The 16,475-nt window shown below is 71.4% G+C and carries 20 protein-coding genes; 15 read left to right on the top strand and 5 right to left on the bottom strand.

The window, feature by feature from the left end:
* The first annotated feature begins 11 nt into the window (after positions 1-11).
* From SCMU_RS05265 to SCMU_RS05245, 5 genes are all read left to right on the top strand, one after another.
* Positions 12-740, top strand: coding sequence for a DUF4386 family protein (locus tag SCMU_RS05265; RefSeq protein WP_229231979.1), 729 nt, complete (start codon positions 12-14; stop codon positions 738-740).
* A gap of 326 nt (positions 741-1,066) precedes the next feature.
* Complete coding sequence (locus SCMU_RS05260) at positions 1,067-1,270, top strand: cold-shock protein (RefSeq protein ID WP_229231978.1); 204 nt, start codon at positions 1,067-1,069, stop codon at positions 1,268-1,270.
* A 150-nt stretch (positions 1,271-1,420) separates the two neighbouring features.
* Positions 1,421-2,491, top strand: a complete 1,071-nt coding sequence (locus SCMU_RS05255; RefSeq protein WP_443020268.1) for a fatty acid desaturase family protein — start codon at positions 1,421-1,423, stop codon at positions 2,489-2,491.
* A gap of 63 nt (positions 2,492-2,554) precedes the next feature.
* Positions 2,555-2,998 (top strand): hypothetical protein, encoded by a 444-nt coding sequence (locus SCMU_RS05250; protein WP_229231976.1) that lies wholly within the window; start codon positions 2,555-2,557, stop codon positions 2,996-2,998.
* A 123-nt stretch (positions 2,999-3,121) separates the two neighbouring features.
* Positions 3,122-3,676 carry a flavodoxin domain-containing protein gene (locus SCMU_RS05245; RefSeq protein WP_229231975.1) on the top strand — a complete coding sequence of 185 codons (555 nt, stop codon included), beginning with the start codon at positions 3,122-3,124 and terminating at the stop codon, positions 3,674-3,676.
* A gap of 57 nt (positions 3,677-3,733) precedes the next feature.
* Here SCMU_RS05245 and SCMU_RS05240 read toward each other — a convergent pair whose 3' ends face one another.
* Positions 3,734-4,861 carry an alcohol dehydrogenase catalytic domain-containing protein gene (locus SCMU_RS05240; RefSeq protein ID WP_229231974.1) on the bottom strand — a complete coding sequence of 376 codons (1,128 nt, stop codon included), beginning with the start codon at positions 4,859-4,861 and terminating at the stop codon, positions 3,734-3,736.
* Positions 4,862-4,956: 95 nt separating this feature from the next.
* On the opposite strand from SCMU_RS05240, the gene SCMU_RS05235 reads away from it, so the two are divergent.
* Complete coding sequence (locus SCMU_RS05235) at positions 4,957-5,496, top strand: flavodoxin domain-containing protein (RefSeq protein WP_229231973.1); 540 nt, start codon at positions 4,957-4,959, stop codon at positions 5,494-5,496.
* A gap of 3 nt (positions 5,497-5,499) precedes the next feature.
* Here SCMU_RS05235 and SCMU_RS05230 read toward each other — a convergent pair whose 3' ends face one another.
* Positions 5,500-6,375 carry an NAD(P)-dependent oxidoreductase gene (locus SCMU_RS05230; RefSeq protein ID WP_229231972.1) on the bottom strand — a complete coding sequence of 292 codons (876 nt, stop codon included), beginning with the start codon at positions 6,373-6,375 and terminating at the stop codon, positions 5,500-5,502.
* 127 nt (positions 6,376-6,502) lie between these two features.
* Here SCMU_RS05230 and SCMU_RS05225 point away from each other — a divergent pair, with 127 nt between their 5' ends.
* The 3 genes from SCMU_RS05225 to SCMU_RS05215 all read left to right on the top strand — a co-directional run bounded on the left by SCMU_RS05225 (position 6,503) and on the right by SCMU_RS05215 (position 8,447).
* Positions 6,503-7,177 carry a hypothetical protein gene (locus SCMU_RS05225; RefSeq protein ID WP_229231971.1) on the top strand — a complete coding sequence of 225 codons (675 nt, stop codon included), beginning with the start codon at positions 6,503-6,505 and terminating at the stop codon, positions 7,175-7,177.
* Positions 7,178-7,232: 55 nt separating this feature from the next.
* Positions 7,233-7,565 (top strand): TfoX/Sxy family protein, encoded by a 333-nt coding sequence (locus SCMU_RS05220; protein WP_229231970.1) that lies wholly within the window; start codon positions 7,233-7,235, stop codon positions 7,563-7,565.
* Positions 7,566-7,682: 117 nt separating this feature from the next.
* Complete coding sequence (locus SCMU_RS05215) at positions 7,683-8,447, top strand: GntR family transcriptional regulator (RefSeq protein ID WP_229231969.1); 765 nt, start codon at positions 7,683-7,685, stop codon at positions 8,445-8,447.
* 1 nt (position 8,448) lies between these two features.
* Here the strand turns inward: SCMU_RS05215 and SCMU_RS05210 are convergent, their stop codons facing one another.
* Both SCMU_RS05210 and SCMU_RS05205 read right to left on the bottom strand, forming a co-directional pair.
* Positions 8,449-8,913, bottom strand: coding sequence for a PTS sugar transporter subunit IIA (locus SCMU_RS05210; protein ID WP_229231968.1), 465 nt, complete (start codon positions 8,911-8,913; stop codon positions 8,449-8,451).
* The gene (locus tag SCMU_RS05205) at positions 8,913-9,257 is read right to left on the bottom strand and encodes a PTS sugar transporter subunit IIB (RefSeq protein ID WP_274602930.1); all 345 of its coding nucleotides are present in this window, start codon (positions 9,255-9,257) and stop codon (positions 8,913-8,915) included. The genes SCMU_RS05210 and SCMU_RS05205 overlap by 1 nt, the downstream gene beginning before the upstream one ends.
* Positions 9,258-9,327: 70 nt before the next feature.
* Between SCMU_RS05205 and SCMU_RS05200 the strand changes: the two genes are divergently transcribed.
* Genes SCMU_RS05200 through SCMU_RS05190 form a run of 3 tightly spaced genes read left to right on the top strand, consistent with a single transcriptional unit; the run spans position 9,328 to position 12,131 of the window.
* A complete protein-coding gene (locus SCMU_RS05200; RefSeq protein ID WP_229231966.1) occupies positions 9,328-10,575 on the top strand; it encodes a PTS transporter subunit EIIC in 1,248 nt (415 codons plus the stop codon).
* Positions 10,576-10,590: 15 nt separating this feature from the next.
* Positions 10,591-11,370, top strand: coding sequence for a glucosamine-6-phosphate deaminase (gene nagB / locus SCMU_RS05195; RefSeq protein WP_229231965.1), 780 nt, complete (start codon positions 10,591-10,593; stop codon positions 11,368-11,370).
* Positions 11,355-12,131, top strand: a complete 777-nt coding sequence (locus SCMU_RS05190; protein ID WP_229231964.1) for a copper homeostasis protein CutC — start codon at positions 11,355-11,357, stop codon at positions 12,129-12,131. Before nagB ends, SCMU_RS05190 begins: the two co-directional genes overlap by 16 nt.
* Positions 12,132-12,146: 15 nt before the next feature.
* Here SCMU_RS05190 and SCMU_RS05185 read toward each other — a convergent pair whose 3' ends face one another.
* Complete coding sequence (locus SCMU_RS05185) at positions 12,147-13,157, bottom strand: adenosine deaminase (protein WP_229231963.1); 1,011 nt, start codon at positions 13,155-13,157, stop codon at positions 12,147-12,149.
* 111 nt (positions 13,158-13,268) lie between these two features.
* Between SCMU_RS05185 and SCMU_RS05180 the strand changes: the two genes are divergently transcribed.
* From SCMU_RS05180 to SCMU_RS05170, 3 genes are read left to right on the top strand one after another with little or no spacing between them, the layout of a single operon-like run.
* Entirely contained in the window at positions 13,269-14,291 is a 1,023-nt protein-coding gene (locus SCMU_RS05180) for an ABC transporter ATP-binding protein (protein ID WP_274602929.1), read from the top strand.
* A gap of 1 nt (position 14,292) precedes the next feature.
* The gene (locus SCMU_RS05175; protein WP_229231962.1) at positions 14,293-15,915 is read left to right on the top strand and encodes an ABC transporter permease; all 1,623 of its coding nucleotides are present in this window, start codon (positions 14,293-14,295) and stop codon (positions 15,913-15,915) included.
* On the top strand, positions 15,912-16,415 hold the full coding sequence (locus SCMU_RS05170; protein WP_229231961.1) for a GbsR/MarR family transcriptional regulator: 504 nt from the start codon (positions 15,912-15,914) through the stop codon (positions 16,413-16,415). The genes SCMU_RS05175 and SCMU_RS05170 overlap by 4 nt, the downstream gene beginning before the upstream one ends.
* The last annotated feature ends 60 nt before the right edge of the window (positions 16,416-16,475 follow it).

Genomic DNA, 16,475 nt, shown 5'->3' with positions numbered 1-16,475 from the left:
GCCTCGGAAGCATGACGACGCCAGCTTGGCCCGCTCCTCGCCTGTGGGTTCCGCTGTATCGGACCGCAGGCATCGCGGCGCTGCTGGTCGTCGCGTTCGGCGTCACGGCCCTCGCCCTCTACTTCGTCGACGCGCCGCCCGTCTCCGGCGGCGAGGCGACGCTGCGCTTCATCGCGGACCACAAGGTCTCCTACATCGCCCAGCAGCTGCTGTGGCTCGTGCCGTCGCTCTTCGGGCTCGTCGTATTCGCCGCCCTCCTCGTGGTCCTTCTGCCCGCGAACCCGAGCCTCGCGGTCCTGGGCTTCGTGGTCGGGGCCGGGTCGTGGATCGCGCTTCTCGCCGTGCCCACGAGCAGCGTCGGGAGCCTCGCGCTCGTGACGCTCAGCGACCAGTACGCGGCCGCGGCGGACGACGGCGCGCGGTCGGCCCTCGCTGCGGCCGCGGAGGCGCTCGTCGCCGAGAACAACACGGTGACGCTCGCGGGCATCCTGACCCCGCTGGGGGTCCTCCTGATCTCGATTCCGATGGTCCGCGGCGCGCTCCCCCACTGGATCGGCTGGCTCGGCATCGCGACCGGCGCGCTCGGCCTCGCCGCGGAGGCGCTGCGCTTTGCCGCGACCGCACTCTATGCCGCGTACGGACCGCTGCTCTGGGTCTGGTTCGCCGCCGTCGGCATCGCCCTGCTCCGCCTGCGCACGAACAGGATGCGAACGGACGCGGCCCGTGAGCGTGTACACTGATACGAACGCCGACCACGCAGAAGTGGTCCGCGCTGGGCTCTGACACACGAGCCTTCGCATCTGCAGTTTTCTCCTCAGAGGCTCTCCGCCATAGCGTGGCAGAAGAATCCGTGGTGGAACAGGCAACACGGCCCCTGGCCGTCGGCCGCCCGCACCACGCGCGTCGCCTCCCGCACCTTTCACTCACCTGTTTGCTCATTCACCTGCGCTGTCATGCCACCCGGCACAGAACGCGCATCACACCCACACCTGTCCGTGTCGGCGCCGCCGGCCCGGCACGAGGCCCGCTGACCGGGCCACACCACCACCAGAAGGAAAAATCACCCATGGCCACTGGCACCGTGAAATGGTTCAACTCCGAGAAGGGCTTCGGGTTCATCGCGCCTGATGCCGGCACGCCCGATGTCTTCGCCCACTACAGCGCCATCGCCTCGAGCGGCTACCGCTCCCTCGAAGAGGGCCAGAAGGTCGAGTACGACGCCGAGCGCGGCCCCAAGGGCCCGCAGGCCGCGAACATCCGCGCACTCTGAGGCAGTGGCGCTGCGGGCAGGTCGCCGAGTGCGACCGCCCGCAGGCCTCGCCCCTCCCCAAAACGCCGTTTCCACCCCGAACTACGCTTCCACGCCGAAGACCAAGGTGCCCTGATCGCCACAGTTGCCAGCCCCGCCCTCCGCCCCGAGATCCGTCGCCAGGCTCATGCGGGCACCGAGACCTTCCCGCCCCTGACCAGGGCGTACCTCCACGTGTCCCAGATCGTCCGCGACGACGGGCTGCTGCGACGGACGCCGTGGTTCTACTCTCTCGTCGGGACAGGACTGGTCCTCGTCCTCGGCGGCTTCCTGACGGGCTCCGTGCTCCTTGGCCACAGCTGGTTCCAGCTCCTGATCGCCGCAGGCCTGGGGATCCTCTTCACCCAGGTCGCCTTCGTGGCGCACGAGGCGGCACACCGGCAGATCCTCTCCACCGGGCCAGCGAACGACAGGCTCGCCCGCGCTCTCGCAGCAGTGGTGGGCATGAGCTACTCGTGGTGGGACTCGAAGCACTCCCGCCACCACGCCAACCCGAACCGCGTGGGGCGCGATCCGGACATCGAGGTGGACACGATCTCCTTCATCGAGGAGGACGCCTCGACCGCGAAGGGCCTTCGACGGCTCATCACGCGCAGACAGGGCTGGCTGTTCTTCCCCCTGCTGACCCTCGAGGGCATCAACCTCCACTTCCTCAGCTTCCGCCACCTGTTCTCGCGTGGCCAGGTCAAGGGCCGCTGGGCGGAACTCGGCCTGCTCGCGCTCCGCTTCACGCTCCTCCTCGCTCCGCTGTTCTGGCTCCTGCCAGTGGGAATGGCCTTCGCGTTCCTCGGCGTGCAGCTGGCCGTCTTCGGCCTCTACATGGGCGCGACCTTCGCCCCGAACCACAAGGGCATGCCCGTGATCGCCCGCGGCGCGAAGCTTGACTTCTTCAGCAAGCAGGTGCGCACGTCCCGCAACATCGCGGGCGGCTGGTGGGCCACCTGGCTCATGGGCGGCCTGAACTACCAGATCGAGCACCACCTCTTCCCGAGCATGCCCCGGCCCCGCCTCGCCAAGGCGCGGCAGATCGTCCGCGAGCACTGTCGGGACCTGAAGGTCCCCTACACCGAGACGAGCCTCTGGCGCTCCTACGGGATCGTGATCGCGTATCTCAACCGGGTAGGACTGGCCGCGCGCGATCCCTTCGAGTGCCCCATCACCGCGCAGTACCGCCGCGCGTGAACCGCCTCCCATGCCGCGAGCAGTCCGCACTCCAGCGCGGTGCCCAACCGCATGGCTGAGGCCATGAGGAGCAACTACGTCCACGGCGCCTCTGTCACCTCCTCCGCCTTCCAGAAGGAGATCCGTGCGATGCTCACGGCGGCCGGGGCCCGTGACGTCTCGTTCGCCTCGGATCACGAGAGGCCGTGCCTGAGGTTCCACTCCCTCACCCGCGAGTTCCGTCTGGTCCTCCCTGCCCCACGGACGGCCCCAGGTTCAAAGGCCGGGCAGGAGGCCACGCGCCAGTGCTGGCGGCAGCTCTCCGTGCTCGTCCGCGCCAAGCTCGACGCCGTCGCCGCCGGCCTCGTCACGTTCGACCAGGAGTTCCTGGCCTACGTGGTCGTCCCCGGCGGCGGGACGGTCTTCCAGGCCACGGCACCTGGGATCGCCGCCGCGTATGACGCCGGCCAGAGCGCCCACCCCGCCAGCGAGGCCCACGGCGGGCGCGCGGACCATCCGGACTCGTAGCCGAGGGCGAACCCGAGCGCGGAGCCGATCGGGCCCTTGGTCCGCTGTGGTCACCGCGCAGACACCCTAGGCTGGACCCAGAACCGCGCGAACGCAGCAACGCGATGCGCGAGAGGAGCAGCCATGACACAGGTCTTCATCGCCTACGGCACCACCGAGGGGCACACGGCCACCATCTCCGAGTTCGTCGCGGACGTCCTGCGGGGCCGCGGCCATGGGGTCACGGTCGCGGACGTGAACGAGATGGACGCCGTCCCGGACGAGTACGGCGCGATCATCGTCGGCGACTCGGTGCACGTCGGCAAGCACGACAAGTCGGTCATCGACTTCGCGGCCCGCAACCTCGGGGCGCTGGGCTCACACCCCTCGGCCTTCCTCTCGGTGAGCCTCGGGGTCGTCGGGGACGAGCAGGAGGCCCGGAAGTACGTGCGGGAGTTCGAGGCGGCGTCCGGCTGGCACCCCGAGCACGTCTCCCTCGTCGCCGGGGCGCTGCTCTACACCCAGTACAGCTTCGTCAAGCGGCAGCTCATGCGGACCATCGCCGCGAGCAAGGCGGGAGTCCTGAGCACGGACACGAGCGTCGACCACATCTACACCGACTGGGACCAGCTCCGCCGCTTCGCCGAGGACTTCGCGGACCAGCTCGCCTCGACCCCGGCCCGCCCCAACCCGGCCTGACCTCCCGGCCCCGCCCCTGCCCGGCCGGCGCAGCGGCGGGCGCACGACGGCGGCCGCTCACCCGGCGTCGAACGTCACCACCTGCCGGATCACCTCGCCAGAGGCGAGCGCGTCCATGCCCTCGTTGATCTCCTCGAGCGCGATGGTGCGCGAGACGAGCCGCTCAAGCGGGAGCCGCCCCTCACGCCACAGCTTCTCGAACGCGGGCACGTCCCGCTTCGGAACCGCTGAGCCGAGGTAGCTGCCCACCACGGTCTGTGCCCTGGCGGTGAGCTGCAGCGGCTCGATCTCCGCCGTCGCGCCGGGTGCTGGGAGCCCCACGGTCACGACCGTCCCGCCCAGTCCGAGCAGGCGGAACGCGGTCTCGAACGCGCGCGGGTGCCCCACGGCCTCGAGCACGACGCCGGCCTCCGCCTTCCGCTCGAGCGCCTCCCGCGGGGTGAGTGCCTCGACGGCGCCCCACTCGAGGGCGGTCGCGAGCTTCGACTCCTGGGCGTCCACTGCGATGACGCGGCAGCCCATGCCCACCGCGGTGAGCAGCCCGGCCATGCCCACCCCGCCGAGCCCCACCACCGCGACGGTCGTCTCGGGCGTGATCCGGCCCGCGTTGAGCAGCGCGCCGCCGCCAGTGAGCACGGCGCAGCCGAGCAGCGCCGCGACGGCCGGCGGCACGTCGCTGCCCACGGGGACCACGGAGCGCTCGTCAACGACCGCATGAGTCGCGAATCCGGAGACGCCCAGATGGTGCTGCACCCGGCCGCCGGACCCCGGGCGGTTGAGGTGGCGCGTGCCCGTCAGGAGCGTGCCGGCGGCGTTCGCCGCGCTCCCCCGCTCGCAAGGCAGGCGCCCCTCCGTGGCGCACGCGGCGCATTCCCCGCACCGCGGCAGGAACGTCATGACGACGCGCTGGCCCGGAGCCACCGACTCGACTCCCGCCCCGACCTCCTCGACGATCCCCGCCGCCTCATGGCCGAGCAGCATGGGCAACGGGCGCGGCCGCGACCCGTTCACCACAGACAGATCCGAATGGCACAGCCCTGCCGCCTCGATGCGGATCAACAGCTCCCCGGGTCCAGGCCCGGTGAGCTCGAGCTCCTCAACCGTGAGGGGACGGCTCCGGGCATACGGCGTCTCGGCGCCCATCCTGTTCAGGACGGCACCGCGGATCGTTCGGCTGGTGGGCATGGGACGCTCCTCTGATCAGGCGGGACCTTGGCCACTGTACGCACAGGAGCCACGGGGCGGAGGCTAGGAAGCGGCCGACGCGGGAAGGAGCCGTCATGAACAAGGTCCTCGTCGCCTACAGCACCCACGAGGGGCAGACCGCCGAGATCGCCCAGGTCGTCGCCGACGTCCTGCGCGGCCGCGGCCTCGACGTCACGGTGCAGGACGTCAGAGAGTCCCACGGCACCCCCGCCGGGTACGACGGCGTGATCGTGGGCGGCTCCATCCATGTGGGCAAGCACGACAAGCACGTGGTCGAGTTCGTCCAGCAGAACCTCGACACCCTCGCCCAGGTGCCCTCGGGCTTCTTCTCCGTCAGCATGGCGGCACACGGCGACATGGAGGAGGCGGAGAAGTACGTCCACGAGTTCGAGGAGCAGACCGGGTGGCGCCCGGCGCGGGTGGCCCTGTTCGGCGGCGCCCTGCTGTACACCCAGTACAACTTCGTGAAGCGCCACATGATGAAGAAGATCGTGCAGGACAAGCCCGGGGACCTGGGCACCGATCTTTCCCGCGACTACGTCTACACCGAATGGGACGGCGTCCGGGCCTTCGCCGAGGACTTCGCCACGTCCCTCGAGTCCGCGTCCCGCTGAGACCTACGGGAGGCGGAACGCCTCGACGACGGAGGCCATGTCCTCGCCCCCGTGGCCCGCTGCCGCCGCGGTCTCGAACCGATCGCGCAGGGCGTCCATGAGCACGGCACTGACACCGGCAGACCGCAGCGCGTCGCCAATGAGCCCCGAGTCCTTCGCCGCGCCGTCGAGCGGGAACGCGGGAGGGTACTCGCCGGCGATCATGGCCCTGCCCTTCGCCTGCGCGTACGCGCTGTCCGTGCCCGCACCGGAGATCGTGTCGAGGAACAGCTGCGGGTCGAGGCCGAGCCCGCGCGCGAGGTCGATCGCCTGCGCCGCCCCGCCCACGAGCGTGAGGACCCACGAGTTCATGACGAGCTTGAGCCGCTGCCCGTCTCCCGGCCGCTCCCCCACCCAGATCGTCTTCGACCCGATCGCGTCGAACACGGGCACGACGGCGTCACGCACCTCGGGCGCGCACCCGCCCAGCACCGTGAGCGTCCCCTCCTGGGCGGGCTGCCGGGTGCCCATGACCGGCGCGTCCACGAACGTCACGCCGGCCGCGCGGGCCTGCTCGGCGAGCCGCCGCGCCCCGTCCGGGCCGACGGTCGCGCTCTGGATCCAGACGGCACCGTCCTTCAGTGCGGCCAGGGCCCCGGCCATGGTCTCGGCGGTCGCCGCCTCGTCGAACAGCATGGTCAGCACCACATCCGCGCCGGCAACGGCGTCTGCCGCGCTCTCGGCGACCCGCGCGCCGTCGTCCGCGAGCGCCGCGGCCCGCTCGCGGTGGCGGTTCCAGACCACGACGTCGAACCCCGCCTTCGCGAGGTTCCTCGCCATGCCCGAGCCCATGATCCCAGTCCCGAGTACAGCCACTGTCCTGCCCGTTGACGTGCCCATTGCGCCTCCTGTTCAGCCTCGGCCCACGCTAGTTCGGGACCCCTGTCGCCTCAAGGGTGCGGTCCCCGTCGCGTTCGATGACCTTGTCCTCTGGACCGCCTGTGGAGCCCCGCCCACGCTGGATTCCATGAGGAAGGCACTCATGATCGCATGCACCTCCGCTGCGGCAGCAGTGGTCTACAAGGCCCTGGTGGTCCCCAAGCTGAGGAACTGGGGAGCCACGCGAGAGGAGATTGCCGGCCCTTACCCGGGCGCGGGGATCGTGCCGAACGGCGAGCGCGGCGCGACGATGGCAACCACCATTGACGCGCCTCCCGAGGCCGTCTGGCCGTGGCTCGTGCAGCTCGGCGGGGACCGCGGCGGGTGGTACTCGTGGGACCGGCTCGACAACGGCGGGCGCCCGAGCGCAGACCGGATCCACCCTGAATGGCAGGACCTCAAGGTCGGCGACACGGTCAAGTACTGGACCAAGAAGTACGGTGCGGTGGACGCGTGGGACGTGGTCGTGCTCGAGCCGAACCAGTTCCTCGGCCTGCGCGGGCTCAGCGATCTGCGCGGCCGGCCCCTCGACCCGAAAGACCCCCGGCCCGCCGCCTACACCGAAGGGCTGTGGGGCTTCCAGCTCAAGGAGCTTCCCGGGCGCAGGACGCGCCTCGTGATCGGCGGCTACGAGACCTTCGAACCCCGATGGGTCAAGCTGCTGGTCACTGATTGGGCCTTCCCTCCCCTGGTCTGGGTGATGCAGTCGCGGATGCTCGCCGTGCTCCGGCGGAACGCCGAGAGCGCGGTAGCAGCGGGGTGAGCAGCAGCTGGCGACGGCTCTTCCGTTCAGCGGTGCCCGGTGCAACCATGGCCCGGTGGCATACGACCAAGTCCTCGCGGACCGCATCCGCGGCCTCCTGATCGGCACGGCGGACTTCACCGAGAAGAAGATGTTCGGCGGCCTCGCGTTCCTGATCGGCGGCAACATGGCCGTGAGCGCGTCGGGCCACGGCGGCATGCTCCTGCGGGCCGACCCTGCGGCGAGCGACGAGCTGTGCGCGAACCCCGGGGTGGAGCGGGCGGTGATGCGCGGCCGGGAGATGGACGGCTGGCTCCGCATCGACGAGGACGCGATCGACTCAGAGGACGATCTGCGCCGCTGGGTCTGGGTCGGCGTCGACTACGCGGGCTCGCTGCCACCGAAGTAGCCCGAGAACAGGATCACTCCACAGTGCACGCGAGGTCATCCCATGTCTGGGTCGGACATGGCATAATCCGAAGAGGCGGTCCGCACTGGATCGCACCACGCACGCGAGGGAGCACGAATGCCAGCGACGACCACGCCCGACGCCCCGGGCGCGTCCCCGGCGTCCGCGGCCACGCTCGACAACTCGATCGTGCCCAAGCACGAGCAGCTGCGCGCGATCATCCTCCGGCTGGCCAAGGAGGACCTCACCCCAGGCGCACGCCTGCCGAGCGAGCGCGAGCTCATGGACATGTACGGGGTCTCCCGCATCACCGTTCGCGCCGCGATCGGCCGCCTCGTGACCGATGGCCACCTGGTCCGCGTGCCGGGCAAGGGCACGTTCGTGGCCGACTCCGCCATCCAGTCCACCCTCCACCTGGCCTCGTTCACCCAGGAGATGGAGGCCCGGGGACTCACAGCCAGCACGGTGGTGCTCACCGCCGAGCGCACGACGGCGCCCGAGGACACCGCGGAGGCGCTCGGCCTCGCGCAGGGAACCGAGGCGATCCACCTGCGCCGCCTGCGCCTCGCCGACGGGCGGCCCGTGAGCGTGGACGACGCGTGGTACCACCCCGCGCACGCCGAGGGGCTGCTGGACATCGACCTCACGGGCTCCGTCTACAAGGCGCTCGCCGAGAAGTTCGGGCACCAGATCGACCGGGCCCGCCAGACGGTCCGCGCCGAGAGCGCCCCCGCCGAGATCGGCGTGCTCCTGGGCACCGTGGCGGGGGCCCCGGTCCTGTTCTTCGACCGCACCTCGTATTCAGGCGACCTGCCCATCGAGCACGCGCGCTCATGGTACCGCTCGGACCGGTACGCCCTGAGCATGGAGGTGCGGCTGTAGGTTAGGCGCCGTTGACCGAGAACAGCTCGGCCCCCGCCGCGACCGCGCCCTCCGACAGGACGGTCGCGGTGTCCGGCTTGGTGTCGAGCACCACGACGGGGCTCACGAGCGAGTAGCCAGCGGCCACGGCGGCTGCCGGGTCGACCCGCATGACGGGAGTGCCGGCGTCGACCGTGTCACCCTTGGCGGCAAGCAGCTCGAAGCCCTCGCCCTCGAGCTTGACGGTGTCGATCCCGACGTGGGTGAGCACCCCGCGGCCGGCCCCGTCCACGACGATGAACGCGTGCGGCAGGAGCTTGACGATCTTCCCTGCGACCGGGGCCACGACGTCGAAGGCGGCCCCCGCGTCCGGCTCGACCGCGGCACCGGAGCCCACCATCTGCGCCGAGAACACCGGATCGGGGACGTCGGCGAGGAGCACCGTCCTGCCGGCGAGCGGCGCGCGGACCACGAGACGGGGCGCCATCAGAGCAGGTCCTCGATGTCCTCGGCGAGCGTGTCCGCCTCGGGGCCGACGATGACCTGGACGGCGCTGCCCGCGACCAGCACACCGTGCGCCCCGGCCGCCTTGAGCGTGCCCTCGCTGACGAGCGAGGAATCCTTGACCTCTGTCCGCAGGCGCGTGATGCACGCCTCCACCTCGACGATGTTCTCGGCTCCCCCGAGCCCCGCGATGATCTTCTCTGCCTTCGACATGGCATGTCCTCTCTGACTCTGCTTCTCCGTCCAGCGGCCGGAACCCTCGGCTCCGACGGGTTCGGGTTGGCCCTTGACATCCGATTGCGGGACGACCCAAACTGAACTGGTCATAACCAGACAGTACCGGGTAAGACCGGCCCTTCACAAGACCCCAGCCCATAGATCGCAAAGGTGCACTCCCATGGCAATCGACACGCCGGCCAAGACGCCGGAGAAGAAGCCCAACGTGGTCTTCGCGACCCTCCAGCGGCTCGGCCGCACGCTCATGCTGCCGATCGCGGTCCTGCCCGCCGCCGGCATCCTCCTGCGCCTCGGACAGGCCGACCTGCTCGGCGCGATCCCCGGCTTCGGGCAGGGCGCGGCGGTCATCTCCGCCGCCGGCAACGCCGTCTTCGCGTGGCTCCCCCTGATCTTCGCGGTGGGCATCGCGATCGGCTGGGCCAAGAAGGCGGACGGGTCCACGGCCCTCGCCGCCGTGGTGGGCTACATGGTGATCGACGGCGTCTTCAAGGCCATGTCCCCGATCGTCCTTGCAGGCCAGGTCGACCCGACCGGCAAGCCCGCGGTGATCAACTACGGGGTCCTCGCTGGCATCATCGTGGGCCTCTTCTCGGCGAGCCTGTGGCAGAAGTTCTATCGGACCAAGCTCCCGGACTTCCTCGGATTCTTCTCGGGCCGCCGCCTCGTCCCGATCCTGACCTCGGTCACGAGCCTCGTGAGCGGCGTGGTCCTCTCGCTCCTGTACCCGCTGTTCAACTCGGGCCTGTCCTGGGTCGGCCAGGCCGTGGCCTCGAACTCGGTGGTGGGCGGCGGCGTCTACGGGTTCGCGAACCGCATGCTCATCCCCGCGGGCCTCCACCACATCCTCAACTCGATGGTCTGGTTCCTCGTCGGCGACTACACCGACGCTTCCGGCCAGCTGGTCCGCGGCGACCTCAACCGCTTCTTCGCCGGCGACCCGACCGCGGGGACGTTCATGACCGGCTTCTTCCCGATCATGATGTTCGGCCTCCCCGCCGCGGCCCTCGCCATCTGGCGCCATGCCAAGCCGTCGCAGAGGAAGATCGTGGGCGGCATCATGCTCTCGACCGCGCTCACCGCGTTCCTCACCGGCATCACCGAGCCGCTCGAGTACTCGTTCATGTTCGTCGCGTTCCCTCTCTACATCGTCCATGCCGCGCTCACGGGCACGTCCCTCGCCCTCGTGAACGCGCTCGGCATCCATGACGGGTTCACGTTCTCCGCGGGGCTGATCGACTTCGTGCTGAACTTCGGCAAGGCCCACAACGCGTGGCTGCTCATCCCGATCGGCATCGGGTACGGCCTCGTGTACTACTTCCTCTTCTCGTTCGTGATCAAGCGGTGGAACCTGCGCACGCCGGGCCGCGAGGACGACGAGGTCACCGTCGAGACCGAGCCCGCGAAGTAGCCTGGAGGAGACCGCATGGAGATCATCGTCCTCCCCGACGCGGGCCGAGTGGCCCGCACCGCGGCCAGCATCATCGAGGACCGCGTGCGCCGCGGGCCCGCGGTGCTGGGCCTCGCCACCGGCTCCACGCCCCTCGGCACGTACCGCGAGCTCATCCGCAGGCACCGCGAGGAGGGGCTGAGCTTCGCCGGCTCGCAGGCCTTCCTGCTGGACGAGTACGTGGGGCTGCCGGCCTCGCACCCCGAGTCCTACCGCTCGGTGATCCGCCGCGAGATCGCGGACCACGTGGACTTCGCCGCCGGGGAGGTGCACGGGCTCGACGGCGAGGCCGCCGACCCGGCGGCCGAGGCCGCCCGGTACGACGCGTCGATCGCCCGGGCAGGCGGCATCGACGTCCAGATCCTCGGCATCGGCTCCGATGGGCACATCGGGTTCAACGAGCCCATGAGCTCGCTCGCGTCCCGCACCAGGATCAAGACCCTCACCGAGCAGACCCGCCGGGACAACGCGCGGTTCTTCGCGGGCCCCGATGAGGTGCCGCACCACGTCCTGACCCAGGGCCTCGGGACGATCCTCGAGGCACGGCACCTGCTGCTCCTCGGGCTCGGTGAGGCGAAGGCGGAAGCCGTCGCCGCCGCCGTCGAGGGTCCCGTCGCGGCACGGTGCCCGGCGTCGGCGCTCCAGCTGCACCCGCACGTGACGGTGCTCGTGGACGCCGCCGCGGCCTCGCGGCTCGAGCACACGGAGTACTACCAGCACACGTTCGGGAAGAAGCCGGCGTGGCAGGGGTTCTGAACCGTACGGGCGCCGGGCTCGGGGTCGGGCAACGGGTCGCCCTCGAGTTCGCGGTCGAGTCCGAGGCGGGGGTCCGCGTCGCCGCCGCGGCGGGCGCCCTGCGTGTGGAACTGTGCGCGGACCTCGCCGCGACGGACGGAGTCACGCCGAGCCTCGCGGACATCGAGGCCGCGTGCGCGGTGGGCCTCCCGGTCCACGTGCTCGTGCGCCCGCGGCCCGGCGGGTTCGCCTACGGCCGCGAGGAGCTCGCGGCCATCGAGCGGGGCTGCGTCCAGGCCGTGCGCGCGGGGGCGGCAGGCGTCGTCGTCGGCATGCTGTCGCGCGACGGCGGGCCGGACGCCGAGGCGCTGAGGCGAGTGGCCGGCGTCGTGCGCGCGGAGGCGCCGGACGCCGAGGTGACGTTCCACCGGGCGTTCGACGCCGCCCTGGCCGCGGGCGCCGAACCCGCAGCCGCGCTGGCCCGCCTCGCGGACACCGGTGCGGACCGGGTCCTCACGAGCGGCGGCGCCCCCGACTGCAGGCTCGGGCTCACCGCGCTGCGACGGCTGGTCGGGCTCGCGCGGGAGCACGCGCCGGGCCTGGAGATCATGGCAGGCGGCGGCGTGACCGCGGCCCTCGTGCCCCCGCTCCTCGACGCCGGGGTCCACGCGGTCCACGCCTCCGCCCGCGGCCGGGGCGGCACGATCGACCCGGCCACGGCCGGCGCGATCGCGGCCACGATCTCCAGCGCCGTCGCCGCGCGGCCGGGCAACGCCCAGTGAGGGCTCCCGGGGCGGTCAGTGCCCGCCTGGCGCCGCGGCCTCCCAGAGGTTGATCGCGTCGAGGAGCTGCGCCTTGCGGTCGGGCCCCGCGAAGCTCGCGGTCACCGAGTTGCGGGCGAGCCCCGCGAGGTCCGAGGGCGTGAGCCCGAACTGATCAGCCACGGCGGAGAGGTTCTGCCCCGCGTAGCCGCCGAAGTAGGCGGGGTCGTCCGAGTTCACCGTCACGCGCAGGCCCGCCGCGAGCATCGCGGGCAGCGGGTGGTCGGCGAGCGACCCGACGGCACGGAGCCGCACGTTGGAGAACGGGCACACCGTGAGCGGGATGCGGTGCTCGGCGAGGTGCCGCACGAGCTCCGGGTCTTCAAGGGATCGGATGCCGTGGTCGATCCGCTCGGCACCGAGCTCGCGGAGCGCCTCCCACACGTACTCGGGCCCGCCCTCCTCCCCCGCGTGGGCCACGGCGTGCAGGCCGAGCGCGCGGGCCTCGGCGTAGATGTGGGCGAACTTCCCGGCGGGGTTCCCCACCTCGGCGGAGTCGAGGCCGACGCCGAGCAGCGCCTCGGGATGCCGCCTCGCCTCCGCCCACACCGCCTCGGCCTCCTCGACGGGCGCGTCGCGGAGGAAGCACAGGATCAGGCCGCCGGTGACGCCCAGGTGGGCGGCGCCGTCGAGCGCATCCTGGAGTCCGCCCACGACGTCCGCGTACGGGACGCCGCGCGAGGTGTGCGCCTGGGCGTCGAAGAACAGCTCGGCGTGGCGCACGCCCTCCGCGGCGGCCCGGTGCAGGTACGCGGCGGCCAGGTCGCGGAAGTCCTCGCGGGTGCGCAGCACCGCCATGCATGCGTAGTAGAGGTCCAGGAACGACTGCAAGTCGGTGAACTGGTGGGCGGCGCGCAGCTCCTCCACCGAGGCGAACGGAAGCCCGACCCCGTTCCTCGCCGCGAGCTCGAACGTCAGCTCGGGCTCGAGAGTGCCCTCGATGTGCAGGTGGAGCTCGGCCTTGGGGAGGGTGAGGGCGCTGGTCATGGGGACTACTCTCCCACGGCAGGCCCCGGCTCCCCGGCCGCGGGCGCCTTTACAGAATCCTTATGCTTCTGAATATTCACAACTTTGTGAAACGCGCGTAGCTTCATTCTCATGACAACGGTCATACAGACAGTCGACCTCCACAAGCACTTCGGCCGCGTGCACGCCCTCGACGGCCTGAACCTCGAAGTCGCCCAGGGCGAGGTCCACGGATTCCTCGGCCCCAACGGAGCCGGCAAGTCCACCACGCTGCGCGTCCTCCTCGGCCTGGCCCGCGCCACCTCGGGCACGGCCACCGTCCTCGGCAAGGACCCGTGGGCGGACGCCGTCGAGCTCCACCGCCACGTCGCCAGCATCCCGGGCGACGTGAGCATCTGGCCCAACCTCTCCGGGGGCGAGGCGATCGACCTCATCTCGCGCCTGCGGGGCGGCACCACGGACCATGCCCGGTACAGGGCCCGCAAGAAGGAGCTCTGCGAGACGTTCGACTTCGACCCGACGAAGAAGGGCCGCGCGTACTCGAAGGGCAACCGGCAGAAGGTCGCCCTGATCTCCGCCTTCGCCACCGATGCGGAGCTCTACCTCTTCGACGAGCCCACGAGCGGCCTCGACCCGCTCATGGAGGCCGTGTTCACGCGCGAGGTCCGCAGCATGGCCAAGGACGGGGCCACCGTGCTCCTCTCGAGCCACATCCTCTCCGAGGTCGAGCGCCTGGCCGACCGGGTGAGCATCATCCGCTCGGGAAAGATCGTCGACGGCGGCACCCTCGACTCGCTCCGGCACCTCACCCGCACCGAGATCTCGTTCGCCCAGGATCACGTCGATACGGCCGCGCTCAGCGCTCGGCCCGAGGTCCACGACCTCACCGTCGCGGACGGCCGCGTGAAGTTCGGCGCGGACTCGGACCGCGTCCACGAGGTCCTCCCCCTCCTCGGCACCCTGGGCGTCAAGAGCCTGCTCGTCTCGCCGGCCTCGCTCGAGGAGCTCTTCCTCCGCCACTACGGCGACACAGTGGCCGTCCGCGAGAACGGGGACCGCGGCACGCACGACGACGGAGCCCGTCACCACCGCCGCCACCGTGGCGCGGAGGAAGCGCCCGCCACGGTGCGCACGACGACGAGCACGGGAGCCTGACATGAGCACGCTCCTCACGCTCTACCGGCAGCGCCTGCGCCGCGACCGGTGGCAGCTGGTCGGCTGGATCGTGGGCATCGCCGCGATGGCGCTCTTCTCGGCGGCCGCCGTGGCCAAGACCTATGGCACGCTCGCCGAGCAGACCGATGTCCTCAAGGTCGCCCTCGCCACGCCCGTGATCCTCATCTTCCGCGGCCTCGCCCGCGGCCCGGGTCTGGGCGCGTTCACGTTCTTCGAGATCTTCTCGTTCCTCTCGCTGCTCACCGGCTGGATGAGCACGTTCATGGCGGTCCGCCACTCCCGCGCCGAGGAGGAGAACGGCCGCGCCGAGATGATCTCGTCGACGCCGGCCGGCCGGATGCTCCCCCTCTTGGCCACGGTGGTGCACGGCGTCATCGCGAACCTCCTGGCCGCGATCGCCGTCGCGCTCTCCTTCATCGCCTCGAACCTCGACCCCGCCGGATCGATCCTGACGGGGGCGGCCGCCGGGGCGGTCGGCATCTCGTTCCTCGGGGTCGGGCTGCTCGCGGGCGAGTTCATGAGCACGTCCCGCGGCGCGAACGCCATCTCGGCGTCACTCGTGCTCGCCGCATACATCCTGCGCGGCTTCGGCGACGCCGCCGGCACACCCGGCCCGGACGGCATGACCATGACCGCCGGGTGGCCGAGCTGGATCTCCCCGATCGGCTGGGGCCAGCAGACGTTCGCGTACACGGGCGACCGGTGGTGGCCGCTCGTCCTCCCGCTCGCCCTCGGCGCCGTGTGCATCGCGGCGACGGCACTGATCATGGACCGCCGCGACGTCGGCGCCGCGCTCCTCGCGGAGCGCACGGGACGCGCGGACGCGCGCCCGGCCCTGAACGGCTCCTTCGCCCTCGCGGCGCGGCTCCAGATGGGCTCCATCATCGGCTGGTGCATCGGCGGCCTCGCCACCGGGCTCCTGACAGGCGGCCTCGGCTCCGCGGTCGACGCCGTCACGTCGGCCAATCCGGACACGACCGCCGCCCTGCGCAAGATGATCCAGGCCCAGGGCTCCTCGACGACCCAGCTGCTCGTGTCCGTCTTCTTCCTCCTCGCCGGCGTCCTGGCCGCGGCGTGCGCCCTCCAGGCCGTCATCCGCGCCCGGCAGGAGGAGGCCGCGGGCACCGGGCCCTGGCTCGTGTCCCAGCCGCTCGGCCGCATGCGCTGGTTCGCGGACTACCTCGCCCTCGGAACCCTCACGATCGTCGCAGTCCTGCTCCTGACGGCCCTCGGCGCGTGGCTCTCGCTCGTCGCGTCCGGGGACACCTCCGGCGCCGTGGGAGATGTCTGGATGACAGCCATCGACCAGATCCCCGCGGCCCTCATCTTCCTGGCCGTCCCGGCGCTCGTGTTCGTCGTCTGGCCGCCCGCCACGATCCCCGCGGGCTGGACGATCCTCGGCCTCGCCGTCCTCCTCGGCGTGTTCGGCGGGCTGATCGGCGTGGACAAGTCGATCCAGGACATCTCCCCGTTCTCGCACACCCCCGTCCCCGGCTCGGGCGGTACCGACTGGACGGGCGGCTTCTGGATGCTCGGCATCAGCGTGGTCGCCGCGGCCCTCTCGCTCGCCCTCATGCGGCGCCGCGAGGTGGGGTCGGCGTGAGCGCGGAACCGGACACCCCGGACCTCGACGCGCAGGCCGGCCCGGAGCCGCGCGCGCTGCCCGAATCCGCAGAGAGCTCGGCGGCAGTCATGATCGCCGCCGGGTTCCCCCGCATCCCGGCCCGCGCCCTGATGGCGCTCGTCGTCTCCGAGGACGGCGCCCTGACCGCCGCGGAGCTGTCCGAGGTCCTCGGGGTGAGCGCCGCCGCCGTCTCCGGCGCGGTGCGGTACCTGCAGACCGTCGGGTTCGTGCACCGCGTCGCCCAGCCCGGGAGCCGTCGCGACCGCTACGCCCTGCCGGAGGACCTCTGGTACGTCGCCACGCTGAGGCAGAATCCCATCTACCACCAGCTCGGCGCGCTCTCGATGGCCCTCGCCGAGGACCTCCCGACCGGGTCCGCGGCGCGCGCCCGGGCTGAGGACATGGCCCACTTCTACCGGTTCATCGCCGAGCGCATGCCCAAGCTCCTCGACGAATGGGAGCAGGAGCGGCGGGGCTGACCGGCGGTGCGCGGCTGACGGGCGGCAGGAGACGTGGCAGGGTGGGACTGACCCGAGCAC

Source organism: Sinomonas cyclohexanicum (genome assembly GCF_020886775.1).
Taxonomy (GTDB): domain Bacteria; phylum Actinomycetota; class Actinomycetes; order Actinomycetales; family Micrococcaceae; genus Sinomonas; species Sinomonas cyclohexanicum.
Note: the sequence above shows the minus strand (reverse complement) of the source record. Positions and strands in the feature narration are given on the sequence as shown.